Origin of the sequence: Marixanthomonas ophiurae (assembly GCF_003413745.1) — a bacterium.
Classification (GTDB): Bacteria; Bacteroidota; Bacteroidia; order Flavobacteriales; family Flavobacteriaceae; genus Marixanthomonas; species Marixanthomonas ophiurae.
Genome location: NZ_QVID01000002.1, coordinates 259289 through 276009 on the forward strand (window position 1 = coordinate 259289; position 16721 = coordinate 276009).

Annotated in this window: 9 protein-coding genes; 4 read left to right on the forward strand and 5 right to left on the reverse strand. The window is 36.6% G+C overall.

Translation table 11 applies throughout. The annotated features are described in order from the left end of the window. Nucleotides 1–184: 184 nt before the first annotated feature. Nucleotides 185–3856 carry a phosphoribosylformylglycinamidine synthase gene (gene purL, locus DZ858_RS11400; protein WP_117159793.1) on the reverse strand — a complete coding sequence of 1224 codons (3672 nt, stop codon included), beginning with the start codon at nucleotides 3854–3856 and terminating at the stop codon, nucleotides 185–187. A gap of 198 nt (nucleotides 3857–4054) precedes the next feature. On the opposite strand from purL, the gene DZ858_RS11405 reads away from it, so the two are divergent. The 3 genes from DZ858_RS11405 to DZ858_RS11415 all read left to right on the forward strand — a co-directional run bounded on the left by DZ858_RS11405 (nucleotide 4055) and on the right by DZ858_RS11415 (nucleotide 12238). Then, nucleotides 4055–6016 (forward strand): endonuclease, encoded by a 1962-nt coding sequence (locus DZ858_RS11405; RefSeq protein WP_117159794.1) that lies wholly within the window; start codon nucleotides 4055–4057, stop codon nucleotides 6014–6016. A 202-nt stretch (nucleotides 6017–6218) separates the two neighbouring features. Next, nucleotides 6219–9137, forward strand: a complete 2919-nt coding sequence (locus DZ858_RS11410) for a GEVED domain-containing protein (protein WP_117159795.1) — start codon at nucleotides 6219–6221, stop codon at nucleotides 9135–9137. Between the two features lie 176 nt (nucleotides 9138–9313). Next, a complete protein-coding gene (locus DZ858_RS11415; protein ID WP_117159796.1) occupies nucleotides 9314–12238 on the forward strand; it encodes a GEVED domain-containing protein in 2925 nt (974 codons plus the stop codon). Nucleotides 12239–12316: 78 nt separating this feature from the next. Here the strand turns inward: DZ858_RS11415 and DZ858_RS11420 are convergent, their stop codons facing one another. Together DZ858_RS11420 and DZ858_RS11425 are read right to left on the reverse strand one after the other, a co-directional pair. Further along, nucleotides 12317–13357: an endonuclease gene (locus tag DZ858_RS11420; RefSeq protein ID WP_117159797.1), complete on the reverse strand. Its 1041-nt coding sequence runs from the start codon at nucleotides 13355–13357 to the stop codon at nucleotides 12317–12319. 8 nt (nucleotides 13358–13365) lie between these two features. Further along, the gene (locus DZ858_RS11425) at nucleotides 13366–14574 is read right to left on the reverse strand and encodes an RsmB/NOP family class I SAM-dependent RNA methyltransferase (RefSeq protein ID WP_117159798.1); all 1209 of its coding nucleotides are present in this window, start codon (nucleotides 14572–14574) and stop codon (nucleotides 13366–13368) included. 70 nt (nucleotides 14575–14644) lie between these two features. On the opposite strand from DZ858_RS11425, the gene DZ858_RS11430 reads away from it, so the two are divergent. Further along, a complete protein-coding gene (locus DZ858_RS11430) occupies nucleotides 14645–15685 on the forward strand; it encodes a WD40/YVTN/BNR-like repeat-containing protein (RefSeq protein WP_117159799.1) in 1041 nt (346 codons plus the stop codon). 63 nt (nucleotides 15686–15748) lie between these two features. Here DZ858_RS11430 and DZ858_RS11435 read toward each other — a convergent pair whose 3' ends face one another. After that, complete coding sequence (locus DZ858_RS11435) at nucleotides 15749–16207, reverse strand: hypothetical protein (protein ID WP_117159800.1); 459 nt, start codon at nucleotides 16205–16207, stop codon at nucleotides 15749–15751. Beyond that, the gene (locus tag DZ858_RS11440) at nucleotides 16200–16700 is read right to left on the reverse strand and encodes a hypothetical protein (protein ID WP_117159801.1); all 501 of its coding nucleotides are present in this window, start codon (nucleotides 16698–16700) and stop codon (nucleotides 16200–16202) included. The genes DZ858_RS11435 and DZ858_RS11440 overlap by 8 nt, the downstream gene beginning before the upstream one ends. Nucleotides 16701–16721 lie beyond the last annotated feature (21 nt).

The following is a 16721-nucleotide window of genomic DNA, read 5'->3' on the forward strand; positions in this document are numbered from 1 at the left end:
TTGGATTACTGTAGTATAAAAACGAGCTGAAAATTAACAAATTGCATTTACACTAATGAATATTTTAACTAAAAATCATCGATAAGATTGTTATATCTATAAATTAGATATTGATTTTGTTTGAAAAAAGGCAAGATTCATTAACATTAATTGATTTTTCAATAAGATCCTTAGATTCCATTTTCTACTTTTTCTCCAACCACTTTTTCGCATTTACAAAAGCTTCTAGCCAAGGAGAAACTTCATCGGTGCGATCTTTTGGGTAGTGTGCCCAATTCCAAGGAAATGTAGAACGTTCTAAGTGCGGCATCATCACCAAATGTCTTCCGGTTTCATCGGTCATCATGGCTGTATTAAAGTCACTTCCGTTCGGGTTTGCTGGGAACGTTTCATACCCATATTTTCCAACAATTTTATAGTTGTCTTCGCTAAGCGGGAAACTAAACTTTCCTTCTCCATGAGCTGCCCAAATACCTAACGTACTCCCAGCCAGTGAAGATAACATCACCGAATTGTTTTCTTGAATAGTAACCGAAGTAAAATTACATTCAAACTTGCCAGTTTCATTATGCAACATTTTCGGTTTTTCATCGTGGTTTGGGGTCATCAAGCCAAGTTCAATAAATAACTGGCAACCATTACAAACTCCTAATGAAAGGGTGTCGTCTTTTGCAAAGAAATCTTTTAAAGCTTTATTGGCTTTTTCGTTGTATAAAAAGGCTCCGGCCCACCCTTTAGCGCTTCCTAACACATCGCTGTTTGAGAATCCTCCTACGGCTGCAATAAGCTTAATGTCTTCTAGTGTTTCCCGACCTTCAATTAAATCGGTCATATGTACATCTTTCACATCAAACCCAGCTAAGTATAGTGCGTTTGCCATTTCACGTTCACTGTTACTTCCTTTTTCACGAAGAATGGCAGCTTTTATTCTTGGCTTTTCAGAAGAAATTTGTGGTAATTTCCCGTCAAATTGCTTCGGAAATGTAAACTGAAGCGGTTGTTTTTTATAATTATGAAAACGCTCTTGGGCTTTAATTTTTCCGCTTTGCTTTTCGTCTAATAAGTGAGAAGTTTTATACCAAACATCACGCATTTCAGGAATGTTGAAGTTTAAAGCTTTCTCATTAAATTGAATTTCTAACGTTTCAGTAGTGGAAACAGTTCCAACTTTGATGTAATCAACGTTTGCTGAATCGAATGTTTTTTCAAGAACTTTATCTTCTATAGCTTGAATAACCAAACCACAGTTTTCAGAAAACAGTACTTTTACTATATCATCTCCTAATTCTGAAAGATTAAGGTTAGCTCCCAAATTAGTATCGGCAAAGCACATTTCCAACAAGGTAGTAATCAACCCTCCTGAAGCCACATCGTGTCCGGCAGCTATTTTATCTTCAGAAATTAAGCTTTGAAGTGTATTGAACACCGTTTTTACATATTCGGCACTTTTTACGGTAGGTACTTCGCTTCCTACTGTATTCAATATTTGTGCGAATGACGAACCACCTAGTTTAAAGTCGTCTTGAGAAATGTTAATATAATAAATGCTGCCAGCGTTTTTCTGAAGAACCGGTTCTACTGTTTTTTTAATATCGCTACAATGTCCCGCAGCTGAAATAATAACCGTTCCGGGAGAAATTACTTCCTCATTTTTATATTTCTGTTTCATAGAAAGGGAGTCCTTTCCGGTAGGAACGTTTATTCCTAAGTCGATTGCAAATTCTGAAATGCCTTGAACCGCTTTATATAAACGAGCATCTTCGCCTTCGTTGTTACAGGGCCACATCCAGTTTGCAGATAGCGATACGCTTTTTAAGCCTTCTTCTAACGGCGCCCAAACAATGTTAGTGAGTGCTTCGGTAATAGAATTACGAGAACCGGCAACAGGATCAACCAGTCCAGAAATAGGAGAGTGCCCAATCGAAGTAGCAACTCCTTCTTTTCCGTTGTAATCTAGCGCCATCACACCGCAATTGTTAAGTGGTAACTGAAGCGGACCAGCACATTGTTGTTTGGCTACTTTTCCGCCCACGCAACGGTCTGCTTTATTGGTAAGCCAATCTTTACAACCTACCGCTTCCAATTGTAAAAGCTGTTCTAAGTATTTTTGGATGTCAGCAGCATTGTATTTTGGGTTTTTGTAGTCCCTTTTTACTGTTTTGTCCTTTAATATTGTTTTTGGCGAACTGCCAAACATATCAGCCAGTTCAAAATCCATTGGTTTTTCGCCAGTTGTCTTGCTTTCAAACGTAAAACGATAATCGCCTGTAACATCGCCAACTTCGTACATGGGTGACCGCTCACGGTCTGCTACGCGTTTTAGCTTATCAACATCGTGATCGCCAATTACAAGCCCCATACGTTCTTGCGATTCGTTACCAATAATTTCTTTAGCAGAAAGAGTAGGGTCACCAACAGGTAATTTGTCTAAATCAATGTTACCACCGGTTTCTTCAACCAATTCACTAAGACAGTTGAGATGACCACCAGCACCGTGATCGTGGATGGAAACAATAGGGTTTGTCTCACTTTCCACCATTCCGCGAACAGCATTCGCCGCTCTTTTTTGCATTTCAGGATTGCTACGTTGAATCGCATTCAATTCAATTCCGCTTTCAAATGCTCCTGTATCTGCTGAAGAAACAGCAGCGCCACCCATACCAATCCGGTAGTTTTCACCACCTAATATTACTATTTTATCACCCTTTTTTGGAATGTCTTTTATCGCTTGATTAGCTTTTCCGTAACCAACACCACCGGCGAGCATAATTACTTTATCGTAACCTAACTTACGAGCTTCCTCTTCATGTTCAAAAGTCAAAACTGAACCGGCAATTAAAGGTTGTCCAAATTTGTTTCCAAAATCTGATGCACCATTACTTGCTTTTATAAGTATGTCTAAAGGTGTTTGGTATAGCCAATCACGTTCTTGCATGCTTTTTTCCCAAGAGCGAGAATCGTTTAATCGGGAATAAGAAGTCATATACACCGCAGTTCCCGCTAAAGGTAAAGATCCTTTACCGCCGGCTAAGCGGTCTCTTATTTCGCCACCACTTCCTGTTGCAGCACCATTAAAAGGCTCGACCGTTGTAGGAAAGTTATGTGTTTCAGCTTTTATAGAAATAACACTATTAAATTCAGAATTCTGATAAAAATCGGGTTTATCAGGAGATTTTGGAGCAAACTGTATGGCTTTAGGGCCTTTTACAAAAGCAACATTATCTTTGTAAGCCGAAACAATTGTATTCGGATTTTTTTCAGATGTTTTTTTAATAAGCTTAAAAAGAGAAGAAGGCATTTCTTTTCCGTCAATTTCAAAGGTTCCATTAAAGATTTTATGACGGCAATGTTCACTATTTACTTGACTGAATCCGAAAACCTCACTATCAGTCAATTTTCTATTTAACTTAGTAGATAAATTCTCTAAATAAACAACTTCTTCTTTGTTAAGTGCTAACCCTTCCGCTTCATTAAAAGCAGCAATATCATCAATTTCTTTTATTGCTTCCGGTTCAATATCAATTGTGAATATATCTTGATCTAGATCATTATATTTTTGAGATAACATTGGGTCGAAATCTGAAAAACCATCGGCAACCTTAGTAAACTCTTCAATACGGACAATCCCCTCAACTCCCATGTTTTGTGTAATCTCAACTGCATTTGTACTCCAAGGAGTAATCATAGCTGCTCTTGGTCCAATAAATGTTCCTGAGAGTTTTTGATTTGGTTTTGCTGCAGAAGAATTGGGTATTGCGAAAAGCCATTTTAACTTTTCAATAACTGTTTCCGAAAGGTTATTCGTGGTTTGTACTGCGTAAACAGTTTGGCTTAGAGACGAAAAATAATGAATCATGGTGGTTATGTTGTTCCGTTTTTTAAAAGCACAAATTTACGGTAATTCTTGCGAAAGGCTACTACAATTTTAATGTGTTATACACATGGTTTTCAACTAACTTTTTTAGAAATTCATTTATTATATTATTGTTATCTTGTGAATAGACCGTTTTTTGCAAGACAGTAAATAGTATTTTTGACAAAATATTTAACTCACATGAAGAATTTTCACCCCTTTTTTATTTTTATATTCTTTATAGTTTCTTCAAATGCTCAAGTTGTTATAAACGAGTTTGACACCGATACCGAAGGACAAGATTTTGAAGAGTTTGTTGAACTGAAATCAGACACCCCTAATGCAAGTTTAGATGATTATGTTTTGGTTTTTTTCAATGGTTCAGAAAGCGGGGCAGACAGTAGTTATTTGGCTTTTGATTTAGATGGATTTTCAACCGATGTTAATGGTATACTTGTTATAGGAAGTAGCACTGTTTCGCCAGTTCCAGAGTTTTTAATTCCACCAGCTATTATTCAAAATGGTCCTGATGCTGTTGCTATTTATCAAGGAAGTGTAACCGATTTTCCAGAAGGTACTTTGGCGACCACCACTAATCTAATAGATGCTTTAGCGTATGATACTAATGATACGGATGATACAGTTTTATTAGGATTATTGGGTTTAACTGAACAAATAAATGAAGGGGAAAATGGAAATCAAACTACTGAATCTATTCAAAGAAATAATAATGGCAGCTACACTGTAACTACGCCAACTCCAGGTGCATTAAATGATGGAAGTGGGATTGATTTAAACGGGATTTCTTTTACCACAGATTTACAAGAATATAGTGAAGGGAATACCATGACAATTACCTTTACTACGGAAGAAGCTGTATCGAGTGATTTAAATTTCAATTTTACATTAGAAAACGAAACGTTTACAACTATAGATTACACAGGAAATACATCTGTTTTTATTGCTACAGGAACAAGTGAGGTAAGTGTTCAAATTCAATTTGTAGAAGATGGAGTAAATGATGGAGATGAGTTTGCTGAAATAGATATACAAGCATTGCCACAGGAATATAATCGTCTTACCGATAATGTAAAAATACTGGTCATAGATTTAGATTTTACAATGGCTCAATGGGGACCGCCAATAAACCCAACGTATGGTTTTGTTGAAACAATAGAGCCAGAGGATTATTACAATTCTATTGGTGGATTGGCAGATAATGAATTGCGACAGGCTATTCAAGATATTATTGCCAACCCTCAAACTGTACGTACACAAACCTATGCCGATGCCATAGATATTTTAAAAAGCGCCGATCAAAGCCCTGAGAACAGCAACGAAGTTTGGTTGCTGTATACTGAACAATCCCGACCAAAAATTGACTTTCAAAGTTTAGGAGGAAGCAATGTTGGTAAATGGAATCGAGAACATACATATCCACGCTCTCGAGGTGGCTTTTATGAATTAGAAGAAGATGAGGTTGCCGATGGAATGAATATTTTTATTGAAACGAATGCAGATTCACTTCGTCACGGAATTTCTGATGCTCATGCGTTGCGTGCAGCCGATGGTCCTGAAAATAGCTCAAGAGGAAATCAAGATTATGGTGAATATAATGGTCCCACCGGAAACTTAGGAAGCTTTAAAGGTGATGTAGCTCGCGCTGTGCTTTTTATGGCTGTTCGTTATAATGATTTGGAAGTGGTAAATGGTGATCCTGAAAATACGACAGTAGGGGAGTTAGGTGATTTACAGACTCTACTAGAATGGCACAGAAACGATCCTCCAGACGATTTTGAAATGAATCGTAATAATATTGTTTATACATGGCAAAAAAATCGAAACCCTTTTATTGATAGACCTATTTTAGTTGAACATCTATGGGGAAGTATGCAGGGCGAAATATATTACCCTCCACTTTCAATTGAAGAAAACAATGTTTCTGAAATAGTACTGTACCCAAATCCAGTTTCCAACGTGTTAAATATTCAAGGGATTTCAGGTAAAACGGAAATCAATATATTTTCCATAATTGGGAAAGAGATGTTGAATGAAACAATTTCTCAAGATACATCCATACCGTTGATATTTCAATCTGGAACATACATTCTGGTTCTGGTAACAAATAAGCACACAAGGGTAAAACATATAATTGTTGAATAGAAAATAGATTTCTTTATACACCTTCATAAAATAAAAAACCCAGCGGAATTTGTTTTATTCTATTTTCTTGATTATATTATGATTAGCAATATAAAATCCAAGTTAAATTAACTATTCCTACTAATTTAATGGGTTTTTAAATCATTTTTTTTATAGTATATTGCGCAGACTATTAAGATTTAACGTTTTTAATTAAAAAAGTATGAAAAAAAATTATCTACTATTAATGCTTAGCTTTTTATGCTTAGCAACCGTATTTGGGCAGGAAAAATTTCCCCCAGAAGAAGTAATAACAGGAACTTTTCTTGGTAAAACAATCCCATTAAGAGATTTCCCAACAATTCAGCCTGGTGATGTAAGAAGCGAAGCTATCGAGGTGATGGTGCCTAACGACTCTAGAACACCTATGGAACATGTTGAGACAACTACAGTAATAAACAATCTACAAACCGAAAAAGGAAAAATTCAAACAAGAGAAATTGAGCAAAACTTTATAGGTGTTTCACAATCTGAATCTGGGTTTTTACCTCCTGATCCTACTGGTGCAGTAGGGCCAGATCATTACGTTCACTCAGTAAACTCATTAGTGAAAATTTTTGACAAATCAGGAAACCTTGAAGTTGGACCTGTAAGTTTAAGTGCTTTTTTAGGTATTAATTCTAATGCTGGTGATCCTATAATTATGTACGATCAATTAGCAGATCGATGGGTAGTAAGTGAATTTGGTTCATTGAACAACTCATTAGCCATTGGTGTTTCTGAAACAAGTGACCCTACAGGTGCTTACAATGTATACCAATACATATTTAGTGGTTTTCCAGATTATCCAAAATATGGAATGTGGCATGATGGATATTATGGTACAGTTAACTTAAATGGACAAACTACTCAAGGATTTGTGATGGAGCGCGACGAAATGCTAGTAGGTGGACCAGATCCTCAGATTTTGATTTTTAATTTACCACAAATTGTAGTAAACCCTAATCAAGTAAAAAGTCCAGGAGCTGTAAGTTTGCTAGGTACAGATGTAGATCCTTCAACACCAGGCTATATAACCTATCTTCAAGATGATGGTTGGACTAGTCAGATAAGTTTCGATCACTTAAAGGTTTGGGAAATTGATGTAGACTGGAACAACATAGGGAATTCTACAATTTCACAACCATTGGAAATTCCAACCGATCCTTTTGATGCAGGCGAACTTTTTGGTAACGGAAACGGAGCTATTCGTCAACCAGGTACTAGTCAACGGTTAGCTGGACACGGTGGGATTATCTCATTCCCAACTCATTACCGATCTTTTGGTAGTTATAATTCATGGTTAATCACATTTAATACCTTTATTGATGCTAACGAAACAGGAGGTATCCGTTGGATTGAATTAAGAAATGATGGTTCTAGCGATTGGTCAATTTTTCAAGAAGGAACATACTCTATCGCAGACGGTCATAGCCGTTTGATGAGTAGTGCTGCAATGGACGCCGCTGGTAACATTGGTATGGCATATACAACTGCTAGTGAAAACTTACCAGTTTCTCTACGTTACACCGGTAGGTTTAATGGAGATCCTTTAGGAGAAATGACGGTAGAAGAAACGACTATCATTGATGGTCCTGGTGTTCGTAACAATACGAATAGGTATGGTGATTATTCGCACATGTCTTTAGACCCAAATGACTTTACATTTTGGTTTACCTCAGATTATTTTTCTTCTACAAACCAATGGAGAACACAAATAGCATCATTTGGTTTAAGTGGAGGTTTTGCTGCAGATTTAGGAGCAATCTCTATTGATGAACCTGAAGATGGGGTTTTAACTGCCAATGAGTCAGTAGAAGTTACCATTAGAAATTTTGGATCTAACCCTCAAAGTGGTTTTCCATTAGAACTTTACTTAGATGGAAACTTAGTTGCGACCGAAGTTTTTTCAGGAACAATAAACCCTAATGATACAGATACATATACTTTTAACGAGACATTGGATCTTTCAAACCAGTCGCAGACCTATACTATAGAAGTTGCTACTGATTTGTCTGGAGATGAATTTGAAGGTAATGATAGAATTTCTAAAGATGTAACCAGTTTATTTGCTGAAGATGTTGGAGCATTAGCTATTACGTCTCCAGAAACTGGAAATGGTTTGGGAATGCAAACTGTTACTATAGAAATTCAAAATTTTGGTGCTAACCAACAATCTAATTTTGATGTTCAATACAGTGTGGATGGTGAAGCACCGGTAGTAGAAACTTTTACTGGAACAATTGATTCTGGAGAAACTGCTAGCTTTGATTTTACAGAACAGGTAAACTTTACAGAATTGAAGGAATATGAAATAACTGCTACTACCAATTTATCTGGAGATGAGCAGGCTTCAAACGACTCCGTTACTGTTATTATTGAAAACTTGATTTGCCAGCCAGAATTATTCTGTATTCTTGGAGACGGGTTCCAATTAGTTTCAATTGCAGAAATAAACAACGTTTCAGGTTGCGAGGGCTATGGTGATTTTAGAAGCCAGATAGCAAATCTTGACCCAGGAAGTACCAATGATATTACTCTTACAACTGGTTATGGAAGCCAAAATGTAAAGGTTTGGATAGATTTTAATGATGACTTTAACTTTGCAGGAAACGAAGTGGTAGTTCCTAATTTCGAAATTGCTCCTGGTGAAACTGCAGGTTCTTATACCGAAACATTAGACTTGATTATTCCTTCTGATGCTCCCCTTGGAGAACATATTATGAGGGTTAGAAGTAGCAGAGACTCTGCTGTTCCAAATGGATGTATTGATGACGGTGTTGGTGAAGTAGAAGATTACACAGTGAATATTGGAAGCCTTGGCGTAAACGATTTTAAAATTTCAGATTCTGAATTGATTGTTACTACTTTAGGAAACAATAAATATGATGTTACATTGTCTACCACTTTTGATGGTGGTGTGTATTTATCAATTTTCAATACACTTGGACAGGAAGTAGCGATGAATAAATCAGTGTCTAAAGAAGGAAACACATACAAAGCTTCTCTAGATATGTCCAAAGTTTCAAGTGGTGTTTATATCTTGAAGATGGGTGGAATTTCTACTACAAGTTATAAAACAGCAAGGATTATTGTTGAGTAAGAATAGCTTTTTTAAAACTTAATATCTTTAATAAAAAACCTGTGAATTTTTTCACAGGTTTTTTTGTTTAAAAACACAATTTTAAAACTATAACAACTTATACCAGCTTTTAAACCTTAACTTCTTTGATTTTTTAATAGTATATTGTGAAAAATTAAGAACATTAAAATAATCGTATGAAAATTAAAAATTTACTACTCTTATTTACTTTTTTTTGCACTTATGCTACTTTTGCTCAGGACGTCCATGAGCCAGACGTAATTGCTACTGGTAAATTTGTTAAAAAAACTATTCCTTTACGTGATATGCCCGTAAGGACAACTATTGAAAAAGAAGAAACCAGCAACCTTAAAATCATTCAAAATAGATTGCGTGCAAATAGAAAGACGAATGAAAATGCTCTTCCTTTGGACGGTGATGGCTTAGCACAAAAAAAGTTTGGTGGTGTTACCACTAAGGCAATCGAACAAAATTTTGATGGTGCCGATGCCTCAGAAGGTCAAGCAACACCCCCAGACCCTACAGGGGCAGTAGGACCAAATCACTATGTTCATGCTGTAAATTTAGTGGTAAAAATATTTGATAAGTCCGGGAGCCTTTTGGCGGGGCCTACTTTTTTAGGAGACTTTTTAGGATCAGGTAATAACAGTGGAGATCCAATTGTATTGTACGATCAATTGGCAGATCGCTTTTTTGTAAGCCAGTTTGATACAGGTAATGATAGCCTTATTATAGGAGTTTCTGAAACCTCTGATCCAACAGGTTCATACAATGTATATGAGTTTCCATTAGATGCTTTTCCAGATTATCCACATTACTCTGTTTGGCCGGATGCTTATTACCTAACTGCTAATAAGTTTTCAGGAAATACTACCTACGCTTTAGAACGTGATGCATTACTAGCTGGAGATCCGGAACCTAAAATTATAGGATTTAATCTCCCTGGTGTAACCAATAATCCAGATACAGTATTTAGTCCAGAACCTGCTAATTTAACCGGTACTTCCTTTCCTGCAGATGTGCCTGGATATATAGTGTACTTACAAGATGATGGTTGGTCTGGAGTAACTTTCGATCACTTAAAAGTTTGGGAGATTGAATTGGATTGGAGTACTACTTCAAACTCAACCATATCATCACCGCTTGAAATACCAACAACCCCTTTTGAAGCTACTTTTGCACCCTTTGGAACAGGAGATGTAGGACAGCCTGGAACAAATCAAAAAATCGATATGATTGGAGGGGTAATCTCCTATGCCGCTAATTATCGTAGTTTTGGCAGCCATAATTCTTGGGTAATTACTTTTAATGTAGATGTAGATGGCAATGATACCTCGGGTATTCGTTGGATAGAGCTCCGTAATGATGCCTCTAACGATTGGTCCATTTTTCAAGAAGGCACGTATGCACCAGCAGACGGCAATAGCCGTTTTATGGGAAGTGCTGCAATGGATGCAGCTGGGAACATAGGTATAGGCTTTAACATAGCTAGCCCTACTTTACCAGCGGGAATTCGATATACTGGTCGCTTTAATGGAGATCCATTGGGCGAAATGACTGTAGCCGAAACTACCATAATAGATGGTGTTGGAGTACAATCAAATACAAATCGATTTGGAGATTATTCACACTTAACAATGGATCCAGATAACTTTACATTCTGGCATACTGCGGAATATTTTGCATCTAATAACTTTTGGACTACGCGTGTAGCTTCTTTTAGCCTATCTGGAGGTTTTGCTAATGATGTAGGGGTGAATAATATTACAGCACCAGAAAGCGGGATATTGACTAATGCCGAAACTGTAGAAGTTGTTATTCGTAACTTTGGTGCAGATGCACAATCTAATATTCCTTTAGAATTACGTGTTAATGGAACCCTTGAAGCTTCCGAAACTTTTACAGGTACGATAAACCCAAATGAAACAGGAACGTATAGTTTTAGTCAAACCGTAGATCTTTCAAACGAAGGGGATACATACACGATTGAGGCCAAAACCGTTTTAAGCGGCGATGAATTTACAGACAACGACGGTTTTACTAAAGATGCTACTCATTATTTAGGAGATGATGTAGGAATAACAGCCGTTCCTGCACCAGAATCCGGAGAAGGGTTGGGTATAGAAACCGTGACTGTAACCATTACAAATTTTGGCGATAATCCACAATCTAATTTCGATGTGCAATATTCCCTAGATGGCGATACGCCAGTTGTCGAAACCTTCACAGGTACTATAGACTCTCAAGAAGAAGTTGATTTTAGTTTTTCTGAAACAGCAGACCTTTCCATATTAGGTACTTATGAAATTGACGCACAGACAAATCTAAGTTCAGATCAAAATACCGATAACGATGCTTTTCAGGTAACTGTTGAAAACCTGCAATGTCTTCCAACAGCAGATTGTAGTGATGGAGATGGTATTGAATATTTTGTAATTGGTACAATTGACAACACCACCTCGTGCTCCCCAAATGGATATGGAGACTACACAGATTTAAACACAGAACTTGATATTGATTCAACTGTAGAAGTTACAATTGCCTCAGGTTTTATTAGTCAAATCTTTTCTTTGTGGATTGATTATAATGATAACTCTGTTTTTGATAGTGACGAACTGCTTATTGAAGATGTAGCTATACCTAACGCAGGAGAAGAAGTAACAGTATCTATAGCTATTCCCGATGATCAAGCTTTATTAGGAACACACTTATTACGTGTTCGAGCTGGATACTCAGAAACTGAGGACACTACGGCAGATCCTTGTATTGATTTTACTTGGGGTGAAACCGAAGATTATACAGTGACCATTACTGATCCTAATTTGGCTGTGGGACAACAGGAATTTAACAATACCGATGTATTAATATATCGTGTATCTAATAAAATCTATGAGGTTTCATTCAATACCACAACCGATTTTGGTACAATTAATTATGAGGTGTTCAATACCTTGGGTCAAAAAATAACTGCTGGTAATATGGATAATAGCAATGATGGCTACAAAACTACTGTAAATCTTGCAAGCGTAGCTTCTGGTATGTACTTGGTTAAACTGTACAATAATGAATTTAGTACTGTTAAACGTTTGATTGTTCAGTAAAATAATCCTTTTATAAACTACAAAAGCGTCCCTAAATCCAGGGACGCTTTTTAATTTTCAATTAACTGTATGTAACAGTTACTCTACAATAATTTTTTTAGTGATTCTTTTTTCTGAAGAAGTAACTTGCAATAAATACATACCGCTTTTAAAAGCTGAAACATTAATGAAATTTTCTTGCGTAGCTGTTTGCTCAAGCACTTTTCTACCCGTTAAATCAAAAAGCACATAGCTTTTTGCTTGAAAAGCTGTTGTTGATTGAACCCAAATTTTTTCTGAAGCAGGGTTAGGATATAGGTTTAGAGCATTAGCTGAAAAATCTTGAAAAGACAATAGTCCCCATCGGTCTTCTGCTTGTGGGCCACCCCAGATAATTGTTGCCAATACAGGATTGTCTATAAAAGGGTTTCTATTGCCATATTCATCTTCTAAATATGGGTTTCGTTGATCTTCCAACTCACTTACAGGGTCATCAACGTTCCACTGTAAAAATAGTTCAAGCATATCAGTTGATCCTTGAGTGGCTCCATTTCCAACTAAAGAGGGTAAACAACGGTCGCCATATCGTGTGTACATATACATCATAATACGGGCTACATCTCCTTTCCATTCATCGCCAGGGTACCAAGAACTGCTTACCGAACCAGCATTTCCACTTCCGGTGATAAATTTCTTATTGCCACGATTTCCATTGGCTTGCACATCAGATGGGCGCAGGTTTTGCGGATCAGCGCCGATACCGACAGTATTATTGCCATTATTGGGCATAGGTGGATTGGCCAAAGACCGCGGAAAAGTGTGCTCTCTATTATATTCACAATTTCCTCCTCCAAAATCGTCTTTATCTCGGCTCCTGTCCGTAGTGCAATTGCCATCACTGTCATCATATCCGTAAATAAGCAACACATTGGAGTTGGTTAAAGGATCTTCGTCCGTAATTTTTACTACGTCCCTTATATCACCATAAGTAAAGGTGGTGTTATTAATGTCAATTTTGTTTTGAAGCTCAAAATACAAATCCTGACCCGTTAGGGTGAGATCCACATCGTTATAATACGATTGTTGAGCAAACGTAATTTGAACAATAAATAGAATTGGGATAAGTAAAAATTTGTTCATCCTGTAATTTATTTATGTTGAAGTAAAGCAATGTAAAATCCATCAAACCCAGATTTGCTGGCATATATTTTTTCTTCTTGTACTAATGAAAAGTTAGTTCCAGCTTCACTACTTAAAAAAGTGGAAACTTGTTCGCTGTTTTCAGAAGGTAAAATAGAACACGTAGCATAAACTAATTGTCCTCCTTGTTTTACCATCGTTGAATACGATGTTAACAATTCTTGTTGTGTATTTTTTATTTTTTCTAGAAACTCAGGTTGTAATTTCCATTTAGCATCTGGATTACGTTTTAAAACACCTAAACCAGAACAAGGAGCATCTATTAAAACCTTATCAGCAGACCCTTTTAATTTTTTAATCACCTTTGTAGTGTCGATTACCCGCGTTTCAATGTTATGGGCTCCATTTCTGCGTGCGCGACGCTTCAGTTCTTTCAGTTTATTGCCATAAATATCAAGCGCAATCACCTGTCCTTTGTTATCCATCAACGAAGCAATATGAAGACTTTTTCCACCAGCGCCGGCACAAGCATCGATTACACGCATTCCAGGTTCTGGTTTTAAAACTTCTGCAACTTTTTGAGACGAGGCGTCTTGGACTTCAAACCAGCCATTTTTAAATGCATCGGTAATAAACACGTTAGCACGTTCTTTCAATTTTAATGCATACGGATAGCCATTAATGGTTTCGGTTTCTATTTCAGCATCGAATAGCTCGTTTTGGACCTGTTTTACAGTAGCTTTCAATGGGTTTACCCGTAACACTACATCGGCCAATTGATTTAAAGCACTAATTTCAGCAGTCCATTTCTTACCTAATTCAGCTTCACCTAATTTGTCCATCCAATCTGGAATGGATTCTCGGTATTTTCTAATTTTTGATAATTCATCAAACTTACCTTTAATGCGGCGGGTAGGTGTATTTTCAAACTGTGGCCATTCCGGTATTTTAATTCCGTTAAGCGTTGCCCAAACAGTAAAAAGACGGAATAGGTTTGCACGGTCAAAAGGTTCTTTAACTTCTGCTATTTCAGCATATAAACGTTTCCAACGTACAATATCGTAGGTGGTTTCTGCAATAAAACTTCGATCGCGAGACCCCCAACGTTTATCACGTTTTAGAGTCTCTCTTAAAACTTTGTCAGCTTGCTTATTTTCATTGAAAATTAAGTGCAAGGAATCGATTGTTGCAAATACTAAATTTCGGTGTAACCTCATGGCTTTAATTTGGATTGCAAAGGTATTATAATCCCGTTGTTTTCTTTATTTTTGGCGAAAAATTTTATATATGCGCTTTTCCCCTTTTCTATTTATATTTATAGGCTTAGCCTCCTGTACATCAAATCATTCAAAAAATTTTACATCTGTTGCCATAGAACCTGTGTTTGTGGACAGTTTGAGTATTAGAGCTATTGAACCTTTGGATGAAAATAGGATATGGTTTGCTGCAGATAAAGGGATTGTCGGGCTCATTGATAATAAGCAACCTAAGCTAGCAACCATTAAATATGAAGATTCTCTATTGCATTTCCGTTCCATTGCGGCTACCGATTCTGCTGCTTTTGTATTGAGTATAGCAAATCCGGCCGTATTGTATAGAATTGGTTTTAATGGAACCGAAGCAACTAATATTCAAGAAGTATATACCGAAAATGCAGAAACCGTTTTTTATGACTCTATGAAATTCTGGAATAATAAAGAAGGAATTGCAATGGGTGACCCAATTGATGGCTGTCTGTCTATACTTATTACTCAAGATGGTGGAAACACGTGGCAAAAACTCCCTTGCGACAATCTTCCAAAGGTTGAAACAGGAGAAGCTGCTTTTGCGGCCAGTAACAGTAATATAGCGCTTTATAAAAATAATGTTTGGATTGCAACAGGAGGGAAGCAAGCACGTATATTTCGTTCAAAAAATAAAGGAAAGGATTGGGAAGTTTTTGATACGCCTATTGTACAAGGAAAAGCCATGACCGGAATTTATAGTGTTGATTTTTTTGATGCTAAAACAGGGGTGATATTTGGGGGCGACTGGGACAAGAAGGACTTCAATGAAGGCAATAAAGCAATTACAACTGATGGTGGAAAAACGTGGAGCTTATTAAGTAATGGTGAAGGACCCGGCTATCGATCGTCGGTTAAATTTGTGCCTGACACAAATGGGAATGATTTTGTTGCTGTAGGTTCGCCTGGGTTATCATACAGCAATGACCAAGGAGAAACGTGGCAGGAGCTATCAAAAGAAGGGTTTTATGCGATTGAATTTGTAAACGATTCCATTGCTTTTGCTAGTGGTAAAAATAAAATATCCAAGCTCATTTTTAAATAAATAGTAAAAGGGAACATATTTTACAATACATTCCCTTTTAGCTAAACAAAAACCAACCAATTATTATTTTTTTCTATTTTTTCGTTGTCTATAGCGTTTTAAGAGTTCTTTTTTAAAGTCATCTTCCGTTTTTTTCAGTATAATTATTTTACCGGGAGAAATTATTTTTTTAAGCTCAGCTATCAATTCTTTTCGGTATTGTAGCTCTTTTTGCTCTAATTGTAGTTCTTTATCAATTAATGTATTTGCTTCTGCGTCATTCATAGACTCTACACCGTTTTTTAATTTTGCATAGATTTCTCTTTTCTTTGTTTTATGCAAATCGTGCATTTTTTCTTCATATATATTATAAACGGGCCAAAATTTTTCTGCTTCATCAGAAGAAAATTGTAACGCTTCAGTTATATGAGCGGTTTTTAAGGCATTTATCTTTTTATGCCACTCTTCTCTATCCTTTTTTTGAGCAAAGGTAACTGAGGTGATTAAAACAAACAGAATGAGTATATTTTTCATATTATTCATCTAATAAAATGGATTCATCAATAGTTTCTAAAAGGTAACTTTCCATATCTTCTTCGGAAATAGTTTCAGTTTCATAGTATAATGAACTGTTATCGTTTTCTGAAAGCATGCTAGAAACATCATACACATCAAAATCGAGCTCCCCTTCGTTTATATAATTTTCAATAGCTAAGTAATCGACCGAGTTTATATCTAAAGCGACTGTTTTGTTCTGATTAAACAATACTACCACTAACACAATAGAGGCGGCAATTGCAACTGCGTATTTTAAATTCTTGTTTGCGAACAGCGAACGTACTTTTGTCTTTTTTCCAGAAATGTCAGGGTGCTGCATTATGGTTTCCTCTAACGAATCAAAATAACCTTTTGGAGCAGCAAAACCCGTTTCCTTAGGTACTTTATCTGAAGCTATTGTTTTGAAGAGGTTTTCTTCAAAAGCTTCAAAATATCCCTTCGGAACTTTAAAACCGGATGTATGTTTTTGCTTGTCCATTTATCTTTTGACTATAGAAAC

Excerpts from the sequence above, each read along its gene's own strand:
- DZ858_RS11430 (WP_117159799.1), top strand. The coding sequence starts at position 14,645 with ATGCGCTTTTCCCCTTTTCTATTTATATTTATAGGCTTAGCCTCCTGT.
- DZ858_RS11410 (WP_117159795.1), top strand. The coding sequence starts at position 6,219 with ATGAAAAAAAATTATCTACTATTAATGCTTAGCTTTTTATGCTTAGCA.
- DZ858_RS11435 (WP_117159800.1), bottom strand. The coding sequence starts at position 16,207 with ATGAATAATATGAAAAATATACTCATTCTGTTTGTTTTAATCACCTCA.
- DZ858_RS11440 (WP_117159801.1), bottom strand. The coding sequence starts at position 16,700 with ATGGACAAGCAAAAACATACATCCGGTTTTAAAGTTCCGAAGGGATAT.
- DZ858_RS11405 (WP_117159794.1), top strand. The coding sequence starts at position 4,055 with ATGAAGAATTTTCACCCCTTTTTTATTTTTATATTCTTTATAGTTTCT.
- purL (WP_117159793.1), bottom strand. The coding sequence starts at position 3,856 with ATGATTCATTATTTTTCGTCTCTAAGCCAAACTGTTTACGCAGTACAA.
- DZ858_RS11425 (WP_117159798.1), bottom strand. The coding sequence starts at position 14,574 with ATGAGGTTACACCGAAATTTAGTATTTGCAACAATCGATTCCTTGCAC.
- DZ858_RS11420 (WP_117159797.1), bottom strand. The coding sequence starts at position 13,357 with ATGAACAAATTTTTACTTATCCCAATTCTATTTATTGTTCAAATTACG.
- DZ858_RS11415 (WP_117159796.1), top strand. The coding sequence starts at position 9,314 with ATGAAAATTAAAAATTTACTACTCTTATTTACTTTTTTTTGCACTTAT.